At 44.3% G+C, this 21946-nt stretch carries 16 protein-coding genes; 7 read left to right on the top strand and 9 right to left on the bottom strand.

The genetic code is table 11. The features are described 5' to 3' along the window. Positions 1-10: 10 nt before the first annotated feature. Positions 11-220 carry a cold-shock protein gene (locus GMES_RS06155; protein ID WP_006991744.1) on the bottom strand — a complete coding sequence of 70 codons (210 nt, stop codon included), beginning with the start codon at positions 218-220 and terminating at the stop codon, positions 11-13. Positions 221-1019: 799 nt separating this feature from the next. Here GMES_RS06155 and GMES_RS06150 point away from each other — a divergent pair. Together GMES_RS06150 and GMES_RS06145 are read left to right on the top strand one after the other, a co-directional pair. Further along, on the top strand, positions 1020-2267 hold the full coding sequence (locus tag GMES_RS06150) for an acyl-CoA dehydrogenase family protein (RefSeq protein WP_006991743.1): 1248 nt from the start codon (positions 1020-1022) through the stop codon (positions 2265-2267). 93 nt (positions 2268-2360) lie between these two features. After that, positions 2361-2579: a hypothetical protein gene (locus tag GMES_RS06145; RefSeq protein ID WP_006991742.1), complete on the top strand. Its 219-nt coding sequence runs from the start codon at positions 2361-2363 to the stop codon at positions 2577-2579. Positions 2580-2743: 164 nt separating this feature from the next. On the opposite strand, the gene GMES_RS06140 is transcribed toward GMES_RS06145, so the two are convergent. From GMES_RS06140 to GMES_RS06130, 3 genes are all read right to left on the bottom strand, one after another. Then, positions 2744-3526 (bottom strand): hypothetical protein, encoded by a 783-nt coding sequence (locus tag GMES_RS06140; RefSeq protein WP_006991741.1) that lies wholly within the window; start codon positions 3524-3526, stop codon positions 2744-2746. A 402-nt stretch (positions 3527-3928) separates the two neighbouring features. Next, positions 3929-4594, bottom strand: coding sequence for a platelet-activating factor acetylhydrolase IB subunit (locus GMES_RS06135; RefSeq protein ID WP_006991740.1), 666 nt, complete (start codon positions 4592-4594; stop codon positions 3929-3931). Between the two features lie 220 nt (positions 4595-4814). Continuing rightward, positions 4815-6731, bottom strand: a complete 1917-nt coding sequence (locus GMES_RS06130) for a beta-ketoacyl synthase (protein ID WP_006991739.1) — start codon at positions 6729-6731, stop codon at positions 4815-4817. Between the two features lie 144 nt (positions 6732-6875). Between GMES_RS06130 and GMES_RS06125 the strand changes: the two genes are divergently transcribed. Together GMES_RS06125 and GMES_RS06120 are read left to right on the top strand one after the other, a co-directional pair. Then, the gene (locus tag GMES_RS06125) at positions 6876-7865 is read left to right on the top strand and encodes a GlxA family transcriptional regulator (RefSeq protein ID WP_006991738.1); all 990 of its coding nucleotides are present in this window, start codon (positions 6876-6878) and stop codon (positions 7863-7865) included. Positions 7866-8118: 253 nt separating this feature from the next. Beyond that, the gene (locus tag GMES_RS06120; RefSeq protein WP_006991737.1) at positions 8119-9387 is read left to right on the top strand and encodes a M24 family metallopeptidase; all 1269 of its coding nucleotides are present in this window, start codon (positions 8119-8121) and stop codon (positions 9385-9387) included. A gap of 148 nt (positions 9388-9535) precedes the next feature. Here GMES_RS06120 and GMES_RS06115 read toward each other — a convergent pair whose 3' ends face one another. Genes GMES_RS06115 through GMES_RS06100 form a run of 4 tightly spaced genes read right to left on the bottom strand, consistent with a single transcriptional unit; the run spans position 9536 to position 15191 of the window. Then, the gene (locus tag GMES_RS06115; RefSeq protein WP_006991736.1) at positions 9536-11659 is read right to left on the bottom strand and encodes a TonB-dependent siderophore receptor; all 2124 of its coding nucleotides are present in this window, start codon (positions 11657-11659) and stop codon (positions 9536-9538) included. A 27-nt stretch (positions 11660-11686) separates the two neighbouring features. Further along, positions 11687-12997 (bottom strand): DUF3526 domain-containing protein, encoded by a 1311-nt coding sequence (locus GMES_RS06110; RefSeq protein WP_006991735.1) that lies wholly within the window; start codon positions 12995-12997, stop codon positions 11687-11689. Further along, positions 12994-14457 (bottom strand): ABC transporter permease, encoded by a 1464-nt coding sequence (locus GMES_RS06105; protein ID WP_006991734.1) that lies wholly within the window; start codon positions 14455-14457, stop codon positions 12994-12996. Before GMES_RS06105 ends, GMES_RS06110 begins: the two co-directional genes overlap by 4 nt. Further along, a complete protein-coding gene (locus tag GMES_RS06100; protein ID WP_006991733.1) occupies positions 14454-15191 on the bottom strand; it encodes an ABC transporter ATP-binding protein in 738 nt (245 codons plus the stop codon). The genes GMES_RS06105 and GMES_RS06100 overlap by 4 nt, the downstream gene beginning before the upstream one ends. 477 nt (positions 15192-15668) lie before the next feature. On the opposite strand from GMES_RS06100, the gene GMES_RS06095 reads away from it, so the two are divergent. Beyond that, the gene (locus GMES_RS06095; protein WP_006991732.1) at positions 15669-16526 is read left to right on the top strand and encodes a phytanoyl-CoA dioxygenase family protein; all 858 of its coding nucleotides are present in this window, start codon (positions 15669-15671) and stop codon (positions 16524-16526) included. Continuing rightward, positions 16526-17122 (top strand): TetR/AcrR family transcriptional regulator, encoded by a 597-nt coding sequence (locus GMES_RS06090; RefSeq protein ID WP_006991731.1) that lies wholly within the window; start codon positions 16526-16528, stop codon positions 17120-17122. Before GMES_RS06095 ends, GMES_RS06090 begins: the two co-directional genes overlap by 1 nt. A gap of 213 nt (positions 17123-17335) precedes the next feature. Here GMES_RS06090 and GMES_RS06085 read toward each other — a convergent pair whose 3' ends face one another. After that, the gene (locus tag GMES_RS06085) at positions 17336-18613 is read right to left on the bottom strand and encodes a serine hydrolase domain-containing protein (RefSeq protein WP_006991730.1); all 1278 of its coding nucleotides are present in this window, start codon (positions 18611-18613) and stop codon (positions 17336-17338) included. Between the two features lie 280 nt (positions 18614-18893). Here GMES_RS06085 and GMES_RS06080 point away from each other — a divergent pair, with 280 nt between their 5' ends. Then, positions 18894-21140 carry a winged helix-turn-helix domain-containing protein gene (locus tag GMES_RS06080; RefSeq protein ID WP_006991729.1) on the top strand — a complete coding sequence of 749 codons (2247 nt, stop codon included), beginning with the start codon at positions 18894-18896 and terminating at the stop codon, positions 21138-21140. Positions 21141-21946: the final 806 nt, after the last annotated feature.

Below are 21946 nucleotides of genomic sequence, written 5' to 3'. Positions count from 1 at the left end.
TTAACAAGGTTTAGATACAAACGATGTTTTCAGCTTGAGGGCCTTTTTGGCCTTGAGTAACGGTAAACTCTACACGTTGGCCTTCAGCCAATGTTTTAAAGCCTTCGCTAACGATTGCGCTGAAATGAGCGAAAACGTCAGGACCAGATTCTTGCTCGATAAAGCCAAAACCTTTATCTTCGTTGAACCATTTTACAGAACCGGTAGTTTTAGTAGACATAATAGATATCCTAGAAATAATTAATAAGTGCGCCAAAAATTAGTGGCAATAAAGCATATGAGGAAAACGAATATTTTACTGAGGATAACGCGAAGAATTAAAAATAAACTAATAAAACTAGAGTACTACAAATATCTAACATCGTGGGATTCACAAAAATAAGCTTCTTCTCAAGCTCGGCGCAAAGATACTCCTGATCCTTAGTATAAGTCAAGACAATACATCAAATTGTTATGTTAGTGCCAGTGCAGTGACTTTTACCGGTTAGGGATCGCGGTGCCAAATGGTGCTCTACCGCAGCCTTATGCACTCAGACTAGAATGGCTCTTTTCGTATAGATTTATGCCAAGTAAGATTTGGAAATTAAATATTTTGAATTTGAGAGCTTAAAGCTGGGAATTGGCAGTCGAGAAACAGGCATCTCAATAAGGTGCCTAGATAAGATTTTTTAATTAAAAACACGGGGCGAAAAGTTGCGTTACTGGCAGTTTTTTCAAAAAATCACTTTTGTTGTACGAGTGAATACTTACCACAGATTTACACGAAATAAGTGTAAAACGCAATTTTAAAAACTAACGGTGATACACCTCTATAATTCACTTTTATAACGTCGTCCTTGAACCGCCTAATTTTTAAAAATATCAATAATTTCAGATTCTTGTACTAATTTCCTATAGCTATTTACACTTTGTTTACATATTATATTTTGACTGATTTTTTATCGTTTTAAGCTGCAAGATTCGTGTCGTGAAGTAACAATAAAACACGGCAGATTTCACTCAATTTTAAGGAAGTAAATATGTCGACTGAAGATTTAAACGATTTGCGTATGTCTGATGATGTGCGTCCACTTTACCTGGCGGTAAAGAAGCACATTGAAGAGAATGTTATCCCGATCCAAGAAGAATTTTACTCCATTGGTGAAAAGCTTGCGGACCGCTGGAGTTACTCTGATCGTCAAATGGAGTTGTTAGAAGGGGCTAAAAACAAAGCGAAAGAAGCTGGCCTGTGGAATTTCTTCTTGCCTGATGCAGAAACAGGGCAAGGCCTAACGAATTTGGATTATGCCTATATTGCCGTTGAACTGGGTAAAGCGCCTTTAGCGTCAGAGACATTAAACTGTTCAGCACCTGACACAGGTAATATGGAAGTGCTAGAGCGTGTAGGCACACCTGAGCAGAAAGAAAAATGGTTACAGCCATTGCTACGGGGTGAAATTCGCTCTTGCTTTGGTATGACAGAGCCTAATGTTGCCTCTTCTGATGCGAAAAACATTTCAACATTGGCGGTTGAAGATGGCGATGACTGGGTCATCAACGGCGAGAAGTACTATATCTCTGGTGCCGGTGACCCCCGTTGTAAAATCATGATATGCATGGTGAAAAGCAGCCCAGATGCCCCTACACACAAACAACAGTCGCAAATTCTTGTGCCACTGGATACCCCAGGCGTCACGATAGTTGGCCCAATGCATGTCTTTGGTCACGACCACGCCCCTCATGGGCACATGCATATCAAACTTGAAAACGTACGTGTGCCTAAAACCAATATGTTGTTAGGTGAAGGCCGTGGTTTTGAAATCTCTCAAGTACGCTTAGGACCAGGACGTATTCACCATTGTATGCGTTCAATTGGACAAGCGGAAGAAGCCTTGCAGCTTGCCCTCGAGCGTTCAACGACAAGAGAAGCCTTCGGTAAAAAGATATATCAATTGGGTAAAAATGTTGAAGTTATCTCGAAGATGCGAATCGACATTGAAGCCATGCGCATGATGGTACTTAAAGCCGCTAAAGCCATGGATGTATTGGGTAATCAAGAAGCCCGTATTTGGATCCACATGATCAAAGCGATGGTACCTGAGCGTGTATGTGAAATTATCGACCAATCCATGCAAATGCATGGGGCTACCGGTATTTCACAGTGGTCACCGCTTTCTGCCATGTACGCTGGTCAGCGTACCTTACGTTACGCTGACGGCCCAGATGAGGTACATCATATGGTGGTGGGGCGAAATGAAGTACGGGAATATGAGCGCAACAAAGGTTAATTAACCAATATAGCGTGAGTACGTAAACGATAAGGGCCGGCGATTCTGGCCCTTACCTTTTCCATTTTAGGGCTTTTTTTAAGGAGAGCCAAAATGAGTAAATACAGTATTGCCAAGCAATGTATAGCCGATGCTTTAGCAGCAGCGAGCGAGGAGAACATTAACGACAGCGACGCACTAGAAGCGTTGATCATTAGTGCTATAGCTCAGATAACCAACACCGCTGGGGCAAAACGCACAGCTGAGATTATTGATTACGAACTACGTAATATTTCAGGCGCGCTGGACAAAGACTTTTTAAGGGCGAGATAAAAATTATCGGAAATCACAAACTATAGGCATTTAGCTGGTGTTCAAGAAGTCGTAGGCGGAACGCCGCGAAGAAGCATCGCCGCCTTTGCTTATCACAAATGGAATTATTTCCCTTCACAAAAGTCATTTGTCAGATATGAAATCAAATTTAAGTGATCCGGGTTTTAATCTTCATCAGTTTCACCTTGTAGCATTTTTACGTTATCAATGTAGTAAGTCCCTAGGCCAGATGAGTCATCTTGGCGATCGGTGGGAGAGTAACTCAAATATAGGCTCAAGCGGTCAATAGTCGAATCGGAGGGCAGGTCGCCAGTCGCAGAAAGGCCGCCAAAAAGGAGACTGTATTTTTGAGTATCGAGATTTATCACAAACACCCCAGAATGAGGCAAATCCTCACGTATATACCCTATTCGTCTTTCTGGCCCATTTTGGTCTATTACATTCACGCTCGTCCAACCCTCGCCAGGTCCATCAGGTGTGCGATAAATACGCAAACCGACGAGAGAATAGGCATGCCATTGAGCCGTCCTATAAACCGCAATGAAAAGTGCTTGAGATGAGCGATTACCTGGATACTCAATGACACCGTCCCAAAAAACGTTATAAATGCCATCTGGCTCCGTAGTTGGTCGCGCATGAAAGCCTAAGTGAGAGCCTATCGCTTGTACACTCGTTGCGTGAAACAGGCGCAAGATGTTGTCGCCATCCTCGCCATTAACGTCTGCAATCACTTTTAATGGAGCTAGCGATGCTGAGCTATTAGCTGTACTGCCAGACCACGTGATTTCATCACCTGTAGGATCGCCAGTAAGCGTTAGATCGGGGAGGTTGCCCGTAGCGTCATTGTCAAAATCAGCTAACAATATCGGTTGTGAAGAGCAGCCCGATAGCAATAACAAAAGCAAGATATTCGAAAGTAAAAAGGTGATAACAGTTGGGTTTTTCATATTAGTCTTCCTTGTATGCGTGGCAAAATGAGCAATATCGACGTCCATTAATATTGCATGTGAGTACACTTAAGATTAATAAGGAATCTCAATTTCGCAAAGTTTATTGAGTAAAAAATTACCACGGGTTTGGTCCGAACTAGCTTCACGACATGAGTTTAATTAAAAGGTGCGAATGGGCTAACGCGCTGCATCAACAGCAGGGAATGGGCGAAAATGAGAACAGGACTTCGTGGCTTTTAGTACTAGCTCTTAAATCTCAGGAGAAGCAGTGACCTAGGTAATACGTAAGATACAGAGCCTCACCGATGTGGCACACCTAATTAAAATAACTAGGCTCATATTCTCCACTGACTCTATTATGAACCGTCAAAGTGATACTGTTTGCCAAGTGCGCTTTGACTAGCGCATTAACCTAGTAATAGTACTTTGCATGGCTTCTGCCCAGACTTGGTATTGTTCACTGGTTAAATGCAAAAAATCTGGCATGACGGTGTCTAACACTGTTCCATCTTCAGTTAAAAAGACTTGGCCTATGTTTAACCAGAACACATTTTCATTGTCAGCGAAGCGTTGCACTAAATCGTTGATGGCATTCACTCTTTTTCGCATGGGCGCATTCTTACTTTTGCTGCGAGGAAAGGTAGCTAATAAGAGTATTTTGCTATTAGGTAAACGGCTTCGTACCTCGTCTAAAACAGCTTTGACGCCAGCTGCTGTATCTTCTGGTGATTCCACTCTATGCCCAGCGTTATTGGTGCCAATTAATATCACAGTGAGTTTAGGCGCTAGGTTGTCGATTTCACCGTTTTGTAAGCGCCATAACAAATGCTCAGTGCAGTCGCCTGAAAAACCTAAGTTTAAAGGTTTTAAATGGGCATAATGTTTGTTCCAAGTCGCCGCGCCGGTATCTTCCCAGGAGTGGGTAATGGAATCCCCCAAGAACAACAAATCCACATCATCGTTAAATGCTTTTTTCTCATCCAGTTTTTGTAAATGCCGCTCTTGCCACCACGGTTCAGTGCGCGCGACTGGCGTAACTGATAGCGCTTTTTTCAAATCAGTCATTTTTTGGTTTTCCATGATTGTAATGGGTATAAGGAGTGATAGAGAAGTAAGGAGAGTTCATCGATGATAAACCAAATCGACAGCTTGCCGCCAATTAAAATAAAGTGGCTAAAAGTTATCTATTTTTATATCGGATGTACGCCTCTTATGTGAAAAATCCGGCAACGTTGGCCGGATTTTTCTGCTGCATCTCTCTGTATTTTCCTATTTTTTATTTTTTCTAAATCATATCTTCAAAAGGGTTTTTCATTCTTAAGTCGATCGGATTGGCAAATCCTGCAATACGAATTTCTTGTTCGGTCATTTGAATCTCATCCTCTTTAATAAGATCCTGGCCAAAATGATAAATAGTATCAAAGTTGCCTTGGCTAGCGGATAGATCATAGGTCTTGGCTTTTTCACGTACTTGCTCACGGCGGGATTCATAGGCCACAATATCTTCACTGCTGTATCGCTTAGCGAGCATGCTATTGACAACCTGAGGCGATAATAACGTTGCAGTGGCGTTGTTACCGCCAAATCCCTTGGAGTTTAAGAAGGCAACGTCAACATTCCCTGCACCTTTGTCGATATCTGTTATTGAGATATTTAAGCGTTCATCAAACACATCATCTGCCACTTTATCGATGGTTTTAATACCCGGAATAAACCCATGTTTAAACACCCCAAGACTCACCACTAACTGTTCGGCGCTCGCCGGCGACAACGGATGACCCACGTAGGCTTTTGCCGCAGTGACTGGCCAGTTTTGAATATCAAAAATCTTAGCCACATCATGGAAAATACGAGATTCTGTGGTGCGGTTAGCTGGCGTACTTGAACCATGAGCTTGAATAAACGAGCGCTCGCGAACAGACTCTTCACCCACGATCGCACGGGCCGCAGCGACAGCTTTCGCCATGGTGATGTAGTTACCTGGGCCGGGTGCTGATATGGATTTTTTATAACCGTCAGCGTTAATGAATACATTGCTCACTGCGCCATGAATATCCGCCCCTAACTCTAACGCTAAGGCATCGTCCATTAACACCACGTACTGGGTCGATTCGGCGATGGTAAAACCACAATTTTCGCCAAAAGGTCGACTAGCGCGGCGATGGTCAACGGTATCAGATTTGTCTAAACGCTTTAAATTATCTTCACTGGCAAGTGCGCCCATGGTGGCATAACCATCAATTACTTCAGGTAAAATCGGGGCTTCGGCATTGCCAACGACAGCTACGCGGCGCTTACCACTTTTTATATCTTCAATGGCTGCACTGAGGTTATAAAGGAAACTGGCACAGGCTCCAACAATTGCACTCGTATGACCTACGTTACCTAACACATAAGCATTCACAAAATCAGCTGGCATAGTGTTTAAACCTAATGGGCACTGCTTAGTACTGACCCGGCCGCCTTTTAAGCGTGATTGCAACATGCCACCAAAACCGTTTTCATCCAGTTGCGACATGGCATTACTGGCGTATACCCCTATTTCGTCTGGTTTGACCGCATCGGCGATTGTGTTCCATTCCATACCTAATGAGCGAATGGCATCTGAGGCGCCCATAATGGCCATTTGTAAGGCGCGAGGATGAAAGCGGGCATTGTAGTGATCTTCGGGGTTAAATCCGCTAGGTAATTGCCCTGCTACTTTCACTGGGCATTCACGGTAACTGGCTATTTTGAAATCGACTTCGCCGATTATTTCAACGCTCACTCGGTTTTTATCAATATCAGTTAACTGCCAATTTGATGGTATGGGCTCAGGTAATTGTTTACGTGTTAATTCAAAACAAATCCCGGCTTTTTCTGCTGAGTGCATAGTGACGTTTTTCTGCCAATGCACGGCATTAACATCAAAATGGCTTTTTTCGATGGTGCGAATGAGAGTCGAATTTAGAATTTGCTCTGAAAAACGTTCAACCACTTCTTCTGGCGTTAAGGCTTGTTGATTACTTTCGATTGCGTTATCAATAAAGCGCCCGTTTTCGAAACGAACTAACTTCATCATTGTGGCCAAACCAAGCAAGGTTTCTTCTCGTTCATTCGCTGGCAAGCTTTCAATTACCATTCGTTTATAAGCATGATGAAACGAACTGCGACCTGCGGCATTAAAACCACCAAACCCAACGATGACCGGTAATGAAGACATATTTAAGCTACCAAATGTTTGAATGCCAGCAGTTTACTGCCTAGGTTAGCGTTCTGGCAGGGCTATATTGGCCATAAAGCGTGGTTTTTAAGCCGTTAGTTCGCTATCTTTGGCTGATATCATCCAAATTGACTAAACAGAGTTATGCATAAAATTACCTTTTTACTTTGCGATAATATGCTGACCACTAGCGCTACTTTGCCTTTTGAAATGTTGCGTGCAGCCGAAAGTGCTGCTCGGGCAAAGGAAGGCAGTCAAGTTGAACCCGTGCTCATTCAAACCACGTCGATAGACAAATTGCCGATTAAAACCAGTATCGGCTTTTCATTGTTACCAGATACCGAACTCACAGATGTGGACGACAGTGATATTATTTATTTACCTGCTTTGTGGCGAAACCCGCGACCAATTGTGAAAAAACATCCTGAAATTTTGGCGTGGTTACGTAAGGCTTATGAAAATGGTGCGATGCTCTCTGCGGTAGGCACAGGCTGTTGCTTCTTGGCTGAAGCAGGGTTGCTCAACGATAAACCTGCTACCACCCATTGGCATTATTTTGATCAGTTTCAACGAGACTACCCAAGGGTAAAATTAAAGCGTCAATACTTCATTACCCAAGCTAGCAACCTGTACTGTTCGGCTAGTGTGAATGCGATGGCCGATCTCACTGTGCATTTTGTGAAACGACTCTATGGCGAAGCGATAGCCAGTGTGGTCGAACGAAATTTTTCCCATGAAATTCGCCGCCCGTATGAGAAAACCAGTTATTTTGAAGGCAGCACAAAACAGCACCCTGACGAGGAAATAGTACAAGCGCAAATTTGGCTGCAAGACAATTACAACCGACAAATTAACGTGAGTGAGGTAGCGGGGCGGTTTGAAATGAGTGTACGCAACTTTAACCGCCGTTTTAAAAATGCCACTGGACAAACACCGCTGCAGTATTTACAAAAAGTCCGTATTGAAATAGCCAAAGATTTATTACAAACAAGTAATTTAAACGTAAGTGAAGTAGCTGATAAAATTGGCTATCAAGATGTGGGGTATTTTACCTCTTTGTTTGTGAAGTTACTGGCCACCTCACCTCGGGAATACCGAGCAACAGTTCGAGCAAAGTTATTTACTGCGGATTGAAACAGCCTTGTTTTTAACGCTTTTTAAAGCTGTGTGTTTTATAAGTAAGGCGAAAAAAGTACCTTAGGCCAGAAGACGAGAAACGAACAAGGTTAACTCGCGAACCTTTCAATTTCAGACAAAACAACATGTAAGTTATCACTGTGCGGATTAAGTAATGTCAGTGGTACCATCACCTACATTACACATTAACTAAGCACTTAACAGGTAGCTCGGCTTTACTTTTAGTCAGCGCCTAGCAATAGGAGACAAAATGGGGACTCTTGAAAGCAGCACTGGAGCCAGCAGCGAAGCGGGCATAGGCATCGGAACACAAACACCCGAGCAAGCATTAGCCACATTGAGCGATATGACTCAAGACCTTGTGCCTATTCAGCCAGAGGAATACTTGCTGCGTATTGCTAAAGCCCAAGCGTATATGCAAGCCAATACGATTGATGCAATTTATCTGAATGCAGGCACAAACCTGACGTATTTTACCGGCATGAAATGGTATGCCAGTGAGCGTATGGTGGGGGCAATTTTGCCAGCAAAAGGCGCGGTGCAATATATCGCCCCTCACTTTGAAATTGGTAGTCTAAATGGTTTTAAAGTCATAGATGGGCCGATACACGGATGGCAAGAACACGAAAACCCCTATGGCTTATTTGTTGATGTTTTAAAACAATTGGAAATAGTTGATACCGCTAAAATAGGCATAGACGAAAGCGCACAGTTTTTTATATTTGACGGTATCAATAAAGCGCAAACGGGCTTAACCCTCATCAATGCACAAGAGGTGACTGCCCATTGTAGAATGCATAAGTCTGATAACGAACTGGCGTTAATGCAAGGGGTCATGAACATGACACTGGCTGTGCATCAAGCCACCGCAAGTATGTTGCGCCCGGGAATTAGCACCACAGAAGTGGAAGCCTTCATTGAACAAGCACACCAAAAGGTCGGTGCGCCGGGTAATTATTTTTGTATTGTGCTGTTTGGCGTAGCAACATCATTTCCGCATGGCGTTAAAGACCCGCAAACCCTCAAAGAGGGAGATGTTGTGTTAATCGATACTGGCTGCAAAGTGCACGACTATATATCTGACATTACCCGTACCTATGTATTTGGCACGCCAACGAGCAGGCAACGACAGTTCTGGAACAATGAAAAAGCCGCACAACTCGCTGCTTTTAATGCAGCTCAAATAGACGTGCCATGTGAAGAGGTCGATGCAGCGGCGCGACACTATTTAGCCTCACAAGGTTTAGGCCCAGAGTATCAGACCCCAGGTTGCCCACATCGCACCGGGCATGGCATAGGTTTAGATATTCACGAATGGCCGTATTTAGTTGGCGGTAACAAAACGCCGCTTGCTGCTGGCATGTGTTTTAGTAATGAGCCTATGCTGGTCATACCCGATGAATTCGGTATTCGTTTAGAAGACCATTTTTATATGACCGACGGTGGACCTCGCTGGTTTACCCAGCCAAGCGAGAGTATTGATAACCCGTTTGGGCTGCCCGAAGCGGCAGTGTCATAAATCGTCTGAGCTTCGCTGAGCCGTGCTTAATAAAAAGCCCACAGACTTTGAGGTCTGTAGGCTTTTTAAGGCTTTACGAGCTGGCTATGCAGCAGGCAAACTTACGTCAATTTACCCGCACCGCAGGGCCAAATGACGTGCTACCGATTTAAAAGTTGTATGAGGCTGACACTCTAAAGCAGCGCGGGGTGCCAGGCTGTACCCAAACATCTGCGAATGAGTTGGTGTAATAGTCTTTATCAAATAAATTGTCGACCTCCGCTCGTAACGAAATCGATTCTGTTATGTCATAAGCGACGAATGTTCTGGCGATGGTATAGCTAGGTAGGGTGAAATCGGTGCCAAAGTAACCATTTCTTTTATCTACGTACACCAAGCCACCTCCGACTTCGAATGCTTTACCATCTAACTCAAGTAATTGAACTAACTGAAGACTAAGTTGTTGCTCAGGCACATTGAGTAAGTCTGTGCCAGCTTCAATAGTGTAACCAAAGTTGCCGTCAAAGAAGGCGTTTTTAGTTTTCGCATCCACATAAGCATAAGATGCCCAAAGGGTTAACCCATCCGCAATTTCGCCGTTGATATCTATTTCAACACCTTGACTTTCGGCCTCGCCAATCGCTGCGTAAGTGAAACTGGTTGGGTCGTCAACCACGAGAAGATTGTCTTGTTCGACTTTGAATATGGAGACCGTTCCAAATAATGCGCCGTCGTTTAAGGTGAACTTGATGCCCGCCTCGGCAGAGGTCGACTGGTTTGGCTCAAAGCCGTCACCATTGCTATCTGTACCGGATAAAGGGCGAAAGTTTTCACCATAAGACGCATACAGAGACAGAGTCTCGGATGCTTCATACACAATGCCAAACTGCGGACTGACCCGTGTTTCCTCTTGCTTTGAGCGGCTATCAGAGGAGCGGTTGTTCAGTGTTTGTTGATAGTCGTCAAAACGTGCGCCGATACGCAGATCAAGCTTGTCGGTTAAGCTAATTTGATCTTGTATAAACACACCAAGGGATTCTTGTACTTCAACGCGGTCAATTTGAGTCGAAAGGTCATTCGCTAGTTGATCAGCGGCACTATAAACCGGGGCGAACACGTTGATGTATTGCTCAGTGGTGCGGTCACGCAAAGCAAATTGGTCATTCTCAAATTCGTCTGAATCAACACCAACGATTAAGCGATGCTCTAAACCTGCTATTTCTAAGTTACCAGTCAGTTCAGCGCGAAAGACTTGGTATGTAGCATCATAGTCACGGAAGCGGCGAAAACGATTTACTTCATCATCAACCACGCCAGAAAAACCCGTCTCCGTCGCGAAGCCTTCTAATGAGGTATCACGATAGTTGGCGCCTAATAATAAACTCCAGTTGTCGTCAAAATCATGTTGAAACTCTACTTGATGCCCTAGCGTGTCAGTTTCGATCGGCCCGTCGGCGGGCTCACCTAGAAAGCGGCTTTGTGGAATGACCCCAAGCTTGTTATCTATCGCTAACACACCTCGGTCAAAGGGTACCTCTTGATGAGCGTATTCTAATTCGTAAACCAGAGAGCTCTGATCGCTAATCTCCCATGCGATTGAAGGGCTAAAGCCCTCTTTCTTGCTTTCGATCGTGTCTCGAAAGCTGCCAGCATTTTCATAAAAGCCGACCAAACGCACCGCTACATCGTCGGTCAATGGGGTGGTGTAATCTATATCAGCTCGGTATGTATCATAGCTTCCTGCAGATATTTTTATTTCACCTGTAGTATCAAATGTTGGGCGTTTAGTGACTAAGTTTACAGTGCCACCTGGTTCACCACGGCCAAATAGTGCGGCACGTGGGCCTTTTAATACTTCAACTGACTCTATGCCCGATAAGTCACGAGAGCCGCCAAAGCCTCTGCCTGCATTAAAGCCATTTACCAAGTAGTTACTGGGTAGGTTTTCATCACCCACAAAACCGCGTAGTGCAAAGCTGTTCCACAGGCCTCCAAAATTATTTTGACGGGCAACAGAGGCTGACAAATCTAATGCTTGGTTTAAATCAATTGCCCCAGCATTTGTTAATGCTTCAGAATTTATTTTCAATTCTGATTGGGGGGTTTCTAAAGGACTAAAGTTACCTTGATACGCTTGTCGTGCCCCTACAATACTTAAGGTTTCTATAGCACCATCTTGGTCGATGTTTTGTGACGCGACTTGTTCATCTGCTGCAACGCCGTGATGAATTAACAGGCTAGCTAAGCAAGCACTGATATGAGTGAGCTTTAGCCCGTGTTTTGCAGGGTTCATGATAAAACCTTCTTTATCGTTTGAGTGTTATTTATTGGTCGATTGAGCGCTATCTGTATTCCGATCGTCTTGTTGTTCAATAATGAATTTTTCAAAACTTGGCATGTTAGCTAGTTCCCCCTTGTTGAACTCACCTTGGGCAAATAGGAAAGGGTAGTGAAACAAACGAAGCTCTCGGTGAAAGTCCCGTACTTGTTGCTCGTATTTAAACGCGGCAACAGCGTCCGTTTCTGCAAGGTGAGTCAAAATGCGCTGCAATAACAGGGGAGGGGAAAGTAAGGATGCATACCCAGCTAGTTGATATTTCTTCTTAGCGGCATCGCGATATTCTTGTGACATTGAAGCCGCGATCTGGTCACCTACCTGTTGAAAGGCGTAATACCATTTCCATTCAAACATACTTTGCATGGCGACATGGTCTTTCCATTCAGGATAGGTAGCGGTGAACGCATCCATAGTGACTTCCTTGGGTAAATCCCATGCGTCATTAACGGCTTCTCGCTGTGCAAACACTATGTCGCCACCTTTAGGAGAGTGAACAAATTTATTGATGGTTAAGTCACCTAAAATAGGGGTAATAAAGGCGAACAACACCCAAATGCCTATTAACCCAGATGCCACCTTAGGGGCGCTACTTGCGTTCCTGCCCCAATACACGCTTAGCAATGCCCAAAACGCTAAGTAGATAAAGCAGTAGAAAGAAACAAGCCCTATCGCAGCCAGTGAGGTGCCACTTACCCAAGCGCCCACATAAAATGGCAGCATTAAGCACAAGAAAATGGCTATGAAACGTATCGCACCCCGCGCTCCCCACAATGCCCACGGTGATTTTGCCGTGGTGACTAATAGATCGTACCTGCCACTATTGCGTTCGTTAGCGAATAAGTCATGGAACAATAGGATAATAATAAGCGGCGAGAGCGCACTGATAACAAACAAAAAGTCAATTTTACCCGCTTGGGTTAGTTCCGCATTTTGGGTGTCGCTTTCGTATATCTGCCCTTCGATGGCGAGCATTTTGATACGATGCTTCCAAGGGTAAATATCGCGTTCACCCAAGGCCGCAAAGGCTAAATCCGAAGGTGCTGAATAAGTAAGATGGAAGGTGTAATAGGCCAACATCCCAAATTCGTCATGCTTATGCTGCGCGTCAATACGGTCAGCCTCATCGGCTGCTGTTAAGCGCTCAATGGTTTGCTGCTGTTGCTCAATCTCATTTAAGCCACTTTGTACTGAAAACCCAGAGATCAAAATAGCGCAGCCCAGTAGCACCAGTAAGTACTTCTGGCGCAGCATAAATCGCCATTCACGGCTAAGTTGTTTAAACATATAACTCATACTAAGCGTTTCCCTACCCAACGAATGGCAATAATGAGCACTGCTATCCACGCTAGCAGTTGTAAAAATGCAGGTGCACTGCGTTGTAATCGAAGGCTGGGCTTATCAACAGCGAACGCGAAATCGTCTAACACTTGCCAGTTTTTTGCTGCAACCCGCGCTTTGTTTGACGAATCAAGATCTTTGTTGCGATTCATGTCATCTTGGTAAGTAAGCCGCTCTGCATGCACTTTATTTAAGCCTTGAACAAAATTGAACCTCAGGTCTTCCGCTTCACGTAAAAACTTATGATGGGTCTCTATGCTCGTACCAGCTGTAAGCATTGATAATGAGCGAATAGCGACCATAGGTGATAACCAACCGAAATCCCTCGATACAATGGTTTGGGCTAACACAGTTTGCATACGTTGCTCGGCAAATTCATTTAACACTTCTGTTAATTTTGCTTCTGATGTCATGGCGATGACACCTCTATAATTAACTGGCAGCTGCTCAATTGAGTCCACATTGTATTTTTCTAATAGAGAGGCTTTTATTTGCGCAAAGGCAGGGTCGTTGGCATTGTGACCGTCACCTAATTTTCGCAGCTCGGCGATTACAGCGAAATCTGTTTCTAGTTTCCCTGCAGCCGGAACCGTTGTGATTGCGGTTGAACTAGCGACTCGCGGCATAACCACACACAGTAAAATCCAAGTGAGCGCTAAAGCAGTAAAGCTCTCACTGTTTTTTGAAAGCGCGCTAGAAAACAGCAAAACTAATAACGCCCACACTGTTAGATAAAGCGCATAGCCTAAAATAAAGCCTAAGATAGCAGCGACGCTTTCCCCTTCATGTAGGCTAAAGAGCGCCGAGATGGTCAAGGGTACTAAAATAAGGCCAATGACCGACATTAACGCCAAGCCCTTGCCGGCAATTAGGGTAAACCCTGATGTACCTTGGGATAAAAGATAGGTGAGTGTTTGAGATTCGCGCTCACGACTGACCGAACTATAGCCAATCAGAATGAGGAGTAGCGGGGCCAAGGTTTGTACGATAAACGCGGGTGTTAGGCTACCCAGCTGAGTTAATGCTGTGCCTTGTTTTTGGTCTGCGAACATTGCACTATTTTGTCGGTGTCCTTCCAGAAAGATAGAATTTCCGGTGTAGGCATCAACACCAGGGTCTAAAACACTTAATGGCGATGGGGCTCTAAAGGCATAATGCCCATAATGCACCATTCTGTGAGGATGCCTGTCAGGTTGGTCAACAAACGTTTGATCTGCATCGTTTTGTAATTCATGGCGAGTATGGCTTAGCTCCATGGTATTAATGGCGGTAACGATTACAGAAGATAATGTGAGCAATAAGCCGATAGCTAACACGGATATGGCCAATTTAGAGCGCAACCAATACCGCCACTCGTCTTTGGCGACAATAATGATTTTTGCAAAAGGTGTTGTTGAAGATGAATTCTCGCTCACGCTGCGCCTCGTTGGGCAAATGCCGCGTGTACTTCCTCGGTTTCAATTTGCCCGTCTTGCGGAGCCGAAAATTCACCCACAAGTTCGCCATCGCGTAACAAGCCGATACGATCAGCTACTTGGCAGGCACCGTATACGTCATGGGTCACCATTAAAATGGTAGCGCCACCGGAGGCAAGTTCGCGCACAAGTTGGTTAAATTCATCGATAGCCACAGGGTCGAGGCCCGAGGTGGGTTCGTCTAACAAAAATATCGGGGCTTCACGCAACAAGGCCAGCGCAATTGCGGTTTTTTGTCGCATGCCCTTTGAATAGGTTTGCATGTGACGATCCCGTGCTTTCGTTTGTAAAGCAACGCGATCAAACGCTTGGTCAATCTCCGCATCTGTTTTTTCAATATCCGCTAAAGATAAGAAATATTTGACGTTTTCTCTGGCGGTAAGGTGAGTGTATAAGGTCGCTGATTCTGGTAAGTAAGCAGTTTTTTTGCGTACATGATTCAGGGCTTCTAGAACCTCTTTGCCATCTACCTTTACCGAGCCACTGCTTGGGGCGTTAAACCCTAAAAGGGTCTTCAGTGTGGTTGATTTACCCGCCCCATTGCCACCGAGCAAAGCGTATATTTCACCGGCTTTAACTCGGAAGTTTAGACTTTTCAAAATGGGGTTATTTTTTATGTTGACGCAAAGCGAACTTGCTTCAATGACAGCCTTAGCCTGATCTATTTCTATCACACAGAATCCATATCGTTATAATGTAACATTATTTTAGATATGTTATATTATAACGATAAGCGTTTGCAACTGGCAAATGAAAGTAAGTTAGTCATTCTAATCTAATTGATAAACCACTGCGGTTTGCCAAAGTGTCCTTGAATCTCATTTTAAAGTAATCCCTAAATGACTAAATCTCCCAATCCATTAAGTTTTAAAACTTTTTGAAAACCTAAATTCTTGAAAGCTAAACCTGTACCTTTAAACCAATAAAAGTGCAGCTCAATGTTTTTGTATATCTAAAATGCGCTCTAAATCTGTTTATCCAAACACAGTAATTAAATATTGATCGTAACTAGACCTCCGCTTTTATACTCAGCCGCGTTTCACCCTGTATAAATTTTTACGCTCCTTTTTATGCTTAAAATTTGACCAGTAATTTAATTGGGTTTAAATTTGAGTTGAACTCAACTCAGTAAAGTGAATTCAGGAGGCCCTATGTCAACGCTCGCAACTAAAAATATCGATAACGCATATGTAGCAGGAGACAATGCAGGTAAGTATCGACAGACCCAGAGTGAGAAGGTCAAATTGATACCGGAACATGTGACACAAGCTGATCTAAAACACGTGGAAGAACACGGTTATATAGTGATTGAAAACGTGTTGTCGGGAGACGAAATTACGACGGTTAAAAATTCAATTTCGCCTTTGCTAAATGAAACTGGCAGGAATTCATTTGAAGGATACAAAACACAGAGATTGTATGGCGTTCTGAACAAAACGAGAGCACTGGATCGCTTAGTTGACCACCCGCGTATTCTTGCCTTACTCAACAAATTATTCATGCCAAATTACCTTTTGTCCCAATTGCAGGTCATCAATTTGTTACCGGGCGAATCTGGTCAGCCACTGCACTTCGATGATGGCTTTTACCCTATCCCTCGACCCCGGGCACCGCTAGGCGCGGCTACCATATGGGCAATTGATGATTTCACAGAGTCCAATGGCGCAACCGTAATCGTGCCAAATAGCCACACATGGGACGATAACCAAAAGCCCACAACAGAGCAGGCGAAATCAGCAGTTATGAAAGCGGGATCTGTACTCTTTTATCCTGGAACGTTTTGGCATGGTGGAGGCGCAAACCACTCAAGTGCTAATCGCCTTGCGGTCACCTGCCAATATTGTGAGCCATGGTTGCGCACCCAAGAAAACTATTTTTTGGGTACGCCATTAAACGTAGTCGCGGATCTGTCAGAGGACATACGCAGAATGTTGGGGTTTTCTATTCACCCTCCGTTTATTGGAATGGTCAATGGCATGCATCCTAAACGACTATTAGAGGACATGTGATGACAAAAAAAGCAGCGAAAAAGTCCACGCGAAAGCGTTTATTAGAGGCGGCCAGAGTTGAAATTGTTAACGGCAATGGGGATTTAGACGTGGCGAATGTAGCCAAACGAGCGGGGGTATCTGACGGACTTACATACTATCATTTCGGTAATAAAGCTGGGCTTATCAATGCCATCGTAAATGAATTTTATCACGATTTAGACGACAAGGTTGCGGGCGTACCTTTTGACGGTGACACATGGAAAGAAAGAGAAAAAGCACGGGTACACGCCATGGTCTCGTTATTTTATGATGACCCAGTGGCAATGATTGCAGCAACGCGGCTACGCACCGACCCTGCGTTCACAAAAGAAGAACTGCAACGCAATGACAGGTTAGAGCAATTAGGAGCAAGAAACATCGCCGATGCCCAGCGAAAAGGTGAAATCGATGCTGCTCATAACCCGTTAATGTTAGCGTCTATGTTGCTCTCTGGTGTGATGTCGGGGGTTAGAATTGCGTTAACAAGCACGCCCCCTCTGCCAGTAGCTACAGCCCAACAATCGGTATGGGGATTTGTTGAACGAGCTGCGGGTCTCAAGGGGATAGATTTATAGCTGAGCAACCTGATAAGAGCTCAGCTAAATATCATGAGGGCAGAACACTAAAGACCGCCTAATGAGCTTCACAACATCAATTCGCAGAGAAACCAAGGGCGCAACTCGCGTCATTTTGACCGGGCGCCATTTGCGCATTGCGCTGAGGGATTAACTCAGCGTCATTCTTAAAAGCTATTTGAACTACAAGATTCTTTAACGTTTTAATTTACGTTAACGCTTGGAAAGCAAAGGCAGAATGCGCTCGGCAATCAATTGCTGCGTAACATCTTCTCGTTCGTGGGCGGTGACCACCACAACAAGATCAAAATCTTTCACCAATAGAATATACATACCGCCGCCTCCTTGGGCTGAAAAAGCATGGTGCTTTTTACCCTTTAGTGCCAAGTCTGTTCCCCAGAAAAAATAGCCATAACCTTGGTTTGATACTAACTCACCGCCGCCGTAAATATCGTCATCTCCGGTCAATATTTGTCTGCTGGTGCCACGTTGCAAATACGCTTTAGGGATAAGTTGCTCCCCCTTCCATTTACCATAATTGTCAATGAGCAGTCCTACTTTAAGCATATCTCGGGCGGTCACGCTTACTTTCCATCCTGATTCTGGTAAGCCACTGGGTGCCAAGCGCCAATCGTAGTTTGTGATACCTAGCTTGCCAAACAACTCAGTGCGGATGAATTCTTCAGCTGAACCAGGTACTACGGCTTCAATTACCTGCATTACAAACTGAGGGCCCGTACCGTATTTGAAAACCTGTGTTTGTTCAGTGACAGGCGCACTGTCTTCTAAAATAGCTTGTATTTCACCTTGCCCGTTAACACGCTTTAGGTTCGTCGCTATGGCATCCCACCCTTCCTCAGAAATATCGATACCGGTGGTCATTGTTAGTGCGTGGTGTAGCGTGATCGTTTCTGCGCCTTTCACAAGCTTGGTACTATCGATATCGTTAAAAAAACTAATGACCGGTTTATCTAAATCATCCATTGATAAATATCCCATTTGAATCGCTCGGCCTAGGGCTAATGAGGTATAACTTTTTGTGGCCGAAGATTGGGGATGAGGCAAATCGACTCTGCCCCTTTTGTAGTAAGACTCAAACACCAAAGTGCCACTTTTAGCAATTAACAGGCTGTCGTATTTACCGTGATCACCTGCTGCCAGCTCTTTGGCGAGTGTTATTATTGGCGTTTCCTCGATAGCTTTATCACCTTCATCGGTACTTGCATGGGTAGTTTTATGGCTGAATTGACCAACGGCGATACCGTCATCTAAAACAATGGGCGAAGTACTTATGTAAGGAGAATCTAACTCAGGGATATCCATAAACCGTTTTTCTATTTCGGGCATTCGCCAATGCATAATTTGAGCCTCATCGGGAGTCGCTTTTGGGGGGATTGTCCTTTCTTCCCCAGCCAATACCGTCGAAACATTTGCAACACCAGAGCAGCATACAATCGCGAGTAAAGCGGTTGCTTTTATTGTTATGTTCATACTATTTCCTTGTTGTTTTCGTTGCCGCGTTAATGTGCATGACGACATTTGAAGGAGCGCCAAACGCGCAAGTGCGCACTATGTCAGTGGCACATAAACGCTGTTAGCCACCACGCTAACGAACTGAACAAGATATACATGACAAAAGCCTGATTTTTCGCTGATTTCTGCGTGTTCAGGAAACACCTTATTCTGATCAATGATTTATAGTGGTACGGTAATAAAAGTTAATCAGGCTTTTACATGCCTGTATCTTATTAATTTACGGGTTAGAGAGTGTATGACCGAACAATATTGGATTGGTGACTTTTTTATTAACTTGCCAAGAAACCAAATAACGCATGATGAGCATACCCAAACACTGCCACCAAAAGCCCTCGCCGTTTTAACTTACCTCGCAAAGCATCAAGGCGATGTGGTAAGCCAAGAAGACTTGCTGAATCAGGTATGGAAAGACATAGTCGTCTCGCCTAATTCCCTACAGCGTTGTATTGCGCAGCTAAGAAAAGCCTTCGGTGATGATGGCAAGGCACAAGGCCTAATTAAAACCCATGCTAAAAAAGGCTACAGCTTAGAGGCTGCTATTCGCTGGAAAGACTCGCGAAGAGGCAATATTACTGTTAATACGAATGAATTGAACAAAAGCCCTCCTCATCACCCGAAGCCCGGCACCAATAAAGTAGTAAAAGACAGGTTTAGCGCCAAGCACATCTTCGTTTTAAGCTTGTTTATTGTGCTAGTGATTAGTATCACCAGTACTCTATGGCCTTCCTCTTTACCTATTCCGTCGCCTGCTAGCCCACTGCACATTAACGATATTCGATTGCTTACATCAACCGATAATAGAGAGCTAGCGAGTGCATACTCCCCTGATGGAAAATTTATCGTATTTCAGCGCTTTCCCGAGGTGATGTGTACAAGTCATTTATGGGCAAAAGATATCGAGACCCAACAAGAGTTCCAACTGACTCTTGATTTAGGCTCATATGGCAGCCTTGCGTTTTCTCAAGATGGCGCTTCGCTCACCTTTGTAAAACAGAACAACTGTTCAGCGCCCGCCCTACAGAAAAAGTGCTTTCTATTACAACAGCTAGATTTTGAACAAGCGTTGCAATCACCACAAACACCCGCCACATTGATGGAATGTAAGCACACTGACATTAAAAGCCCAACATGGTTGAGTGCAAATGACATCGCGCTTTTGCAGAAGGACCAGGGGCGCTGGAAGTTAATTCGCTATTCCGTAAAAGCAGACAAAAGCGGATTACTGTACGAGGTGAATAATGGCAGCGTGGTGTCTTACGATTTTTCAAAAAGACATAACTTAATTGCTCTGACCACAGTGCACGAAAGCGGTGTACTTCATATCGAAAAACTAACGCCAGAGGGAGCACAGCTCTCTAGTCACGCGATTAATTTTCGCGGCGTGGTTCCGCAATATGGCACTATTTACCCGAACTTTTCCCCAATAGACGGGCACTTGATATTTAGCACTGGCAAGCAACTGTTCACGCTATCGTTTGACGGAGATATTAGCGCCATAAGCATGCCGCTTACCGACGCCATAGGTACGCCGTTATTTCACCCCAACGGTAAAAAGATGCTCGCTATAAAGGGGCATTATGACAGCGATATCGTATCTATCCCGTTATCACAATTTTCTCATTCTCATACGCAACAGACTGACACTTTAGGTGCCACTGTTGAGTATGAAACAGTCGTGCGCTCTATGCAGGAAGAAAACCGTGCAAAGTACCATCCCAATGGAAGCCTTATTGCTTACTACTCTGAGGGCGACGGCACATCACAGGTATGGACAACCAACATAGCGCAGGGCAGCACTGATTTACACCATGAAGGCTTAGCCGGCACAGTCTCACCCAACGACTTTGCCCACAATGCAGCTGACAGTAATTACACCAAACAGCGTAGCCAATTTCCTACCAATACCTATGTGCGAAACATACTGTGGGCCGCTGACGGCCAGAGCTTACTTGTGAATGCGTCATCCCAGCTAACACGCCTTTACTTGAACGGTGCAGAAGAAAGCACTTCACTTAGTTACCCAGTGACAAGCTTATTTCACTGGGACAGCGAGCATAAAATGATCATCGCCAATATTCTCTATCGGGGAGTCAGTACTTTGGTAGAGCTGAATCTCACCAACAGTGAATTTAGTATTTTAACCAATCACGAAGTCACGTGGGCAGCAAAAACCGATCGCGGCGAACTGATTTATAAAGACAATGCAGACAGGTTTTGGCTATCCAGCGCAATTGAAAACAAACTTATACCCGAACTGACAACACAAGGCAGTCATCAACACTTCATCCTTAAAAATGACGTTATCTACGGCATAAATGACCAATATCAGCTGTGGAAGTACATGCTCGAAAACGGCTCGTTCGAGGTACTTGGCCAATTACCCGATGCGGTGGATTACATTACCGATATAAACGACAACGCCATCCTAATGACCCTCAGAGTCGCAGCAAGAAAAGACGTGGTAGAGCTATCAATAAAGTAGGTGGTTGGGTTAATAATTAACTGCATTATTTCATGTACAAACAAGAAACACTTCGAATTGAGGGGATTCTTTTATATCTAGCTGCTTATACAAATACCGATCACGCCGTTAAACCTGTACAGCTCAAAACTTGCCGCGCTTACAATCCCGCAAACCGTCAAATACAGTTATCAAAGGCTTTTCGGTAAGCATTTTTATTATGGGTGTCGATGTAATGTTTATAAGCGAAGCGCATGCTTTGGCTTTTTCACGACTCCAATTTTCCATATTTTTCTTCGGCTTGTCAGATGTCCAGACAGGGATGAAGCCGAGGCTTTTAGGAGCAACGCTCCTATCGGGTGAACGATTCGCCATGGATGGTGAAGCTGGGTGAGGTACCAAGGACGGGTTTAAACTTAGTTTTGTATTATGAGTTTTCAAAGAGTTTAGTTAGCGAAGTGCTTTACATGGATGTTTCCTTTCGCCGCTCTGACATGAAAGTCGATTAAAAATATGGATCAAAAAATTGGTTGGAGTGCGGCCTTTACAAAGTACGTCCTGTACTTTGCCCTGCGGGCCATCCTTCGGATGTTCAAAATGGTTCCCGACCATTTTGTCTTGGTGACTCTTTCTTAGCTGTTGAAGAAAGAGTGAGGCGAGCCGAGGGACGCGGCTTGGAAAAAGGCATGGATGCCATAAGCGAAGCGTATATTTTGGCGACGAAGTCGCTGCTTTTGCTTTTCTTGCGACTCACACTTTCCCGCTAAAAGTGGCGCCTTGTTATACCTTTAATCTAACTACGAAGCACCCTTTTCTCGACTCAAGAA

The organism is Paraglaciecola mesophila KMM 241, from assembly GCF_000315015.1.
Taxonomy (GTDB): domain Bacteria; phylum Pseudomonadota; class Gammaproteobacteria; order Enterobacterales; family Alteromonadaceae; genus Paraglaciecola; species Paraglaciecola mesophila.
Note: the sequence above shows the minus strand (reverse complement) of the source record. Positions and strands in the feature narration are given on the sequence as shown.

Excerpts from the sequence above, each read along its gene's own strand:
- GMES_RS06125 (WP_006991738.1), top strand. The coding sequence starts at position 6,876 with ATGCATAAAATTACCTTTTTACTTTGCGATAATATGCTGACCACTAGC.
- GMES_RS06155 (WP_006991744.1), bottom strand. The coding sequence starts at position 220 with ATGTCTACTAAAACTACCGGTTCTGTAAAATGGTTCAACGAAGATAAA.
- GMES_RS06115 (WP_006991736.1), bottom strand. The coding sequence starts at position 11,659 with ATGAACCCTGCAAAACACGGGCTAAAGCTCACTCATATCAGTGCTTGC.
- GMES_RS06085 (WP_006991730.1), bottom strand. The coding sequence starts at position 18,613 with ATGAACATAACAATAAAAGCAACCGCTTTACTCGCGATTGTATGCTGC.
- GMES_RS06135 (WP_006991740.1), bottom strand. The coding sequence starts at position 4,594 with ATGACTGATTTGAAAAAAGCGCTATCAGTTACGCCAGTCGCGCGCACT.
- GMES_RS06120 (WP_006991737.1), top strand. The coding sequence starts at position 8,119 with ATGGGGACTCTTGAAAGCAGCACTGGAGCCAGCAGCGAAGCGGGCATA.
- GMES_RS06110 (WP_006991735.1), bottom strand. The coding sequence starts at position 12,997 with ATGAGTTATATGTTTAAACAACTTAGCCGTGAATGGCGATTTATGCTG.
- GMES_RS06140 (WP_006991741.1), bottom strand. The coding sequence starts at position 3,526 with ATGAAAAACCCAACTGTTATCACCTTTTTACTTTCGAATATCTTGCTT.
- GMES_RS06150 (WP_006991743.1), top strand. The coding sequence starts at position 1,020 with ATGTCGACTGAAGATTTAAACGATTTGCGTATGTCTGATGATGTGCGT.
- GMES_RS06145 (WP_006991742.1), top strand. The coding sequence starts at position 2,361 with ATGAGTAAATACAGTATTGCCAAGCAATGTATAGCCGATGCTTTAGCA.
- GMES_RS06095 (WP_006991732.1), top strand. The coding sequence starts at position 15,669 with ATGTCAACGCTCGCAACTAAAAATATCGATAACGCATATGTAGCAGGA.
- GMES_RS06130 (WP_006991739.1), bottom strand. The coding sequence starts at position 6,731 with ATGTCTTCATTACCGGTCATCGTTGGGTTTGGTGGTTTTAATGCCGCA.
- GMES_RS06090 (WP_006991731.1), top strand. The coding sequence starts at position 16,526 with ATGACAAAAAAAGCAGCGAAAAAGTCCACGCGAAAGCGTTTATTAGAG.
- GMES_RS06080 (WP_006991729.1), top strand. The coding sequence starts at position 18,894 with ATGACCGAACAATATTGGATTGGTGACTTTTTTATTAACTTGCCAAGA.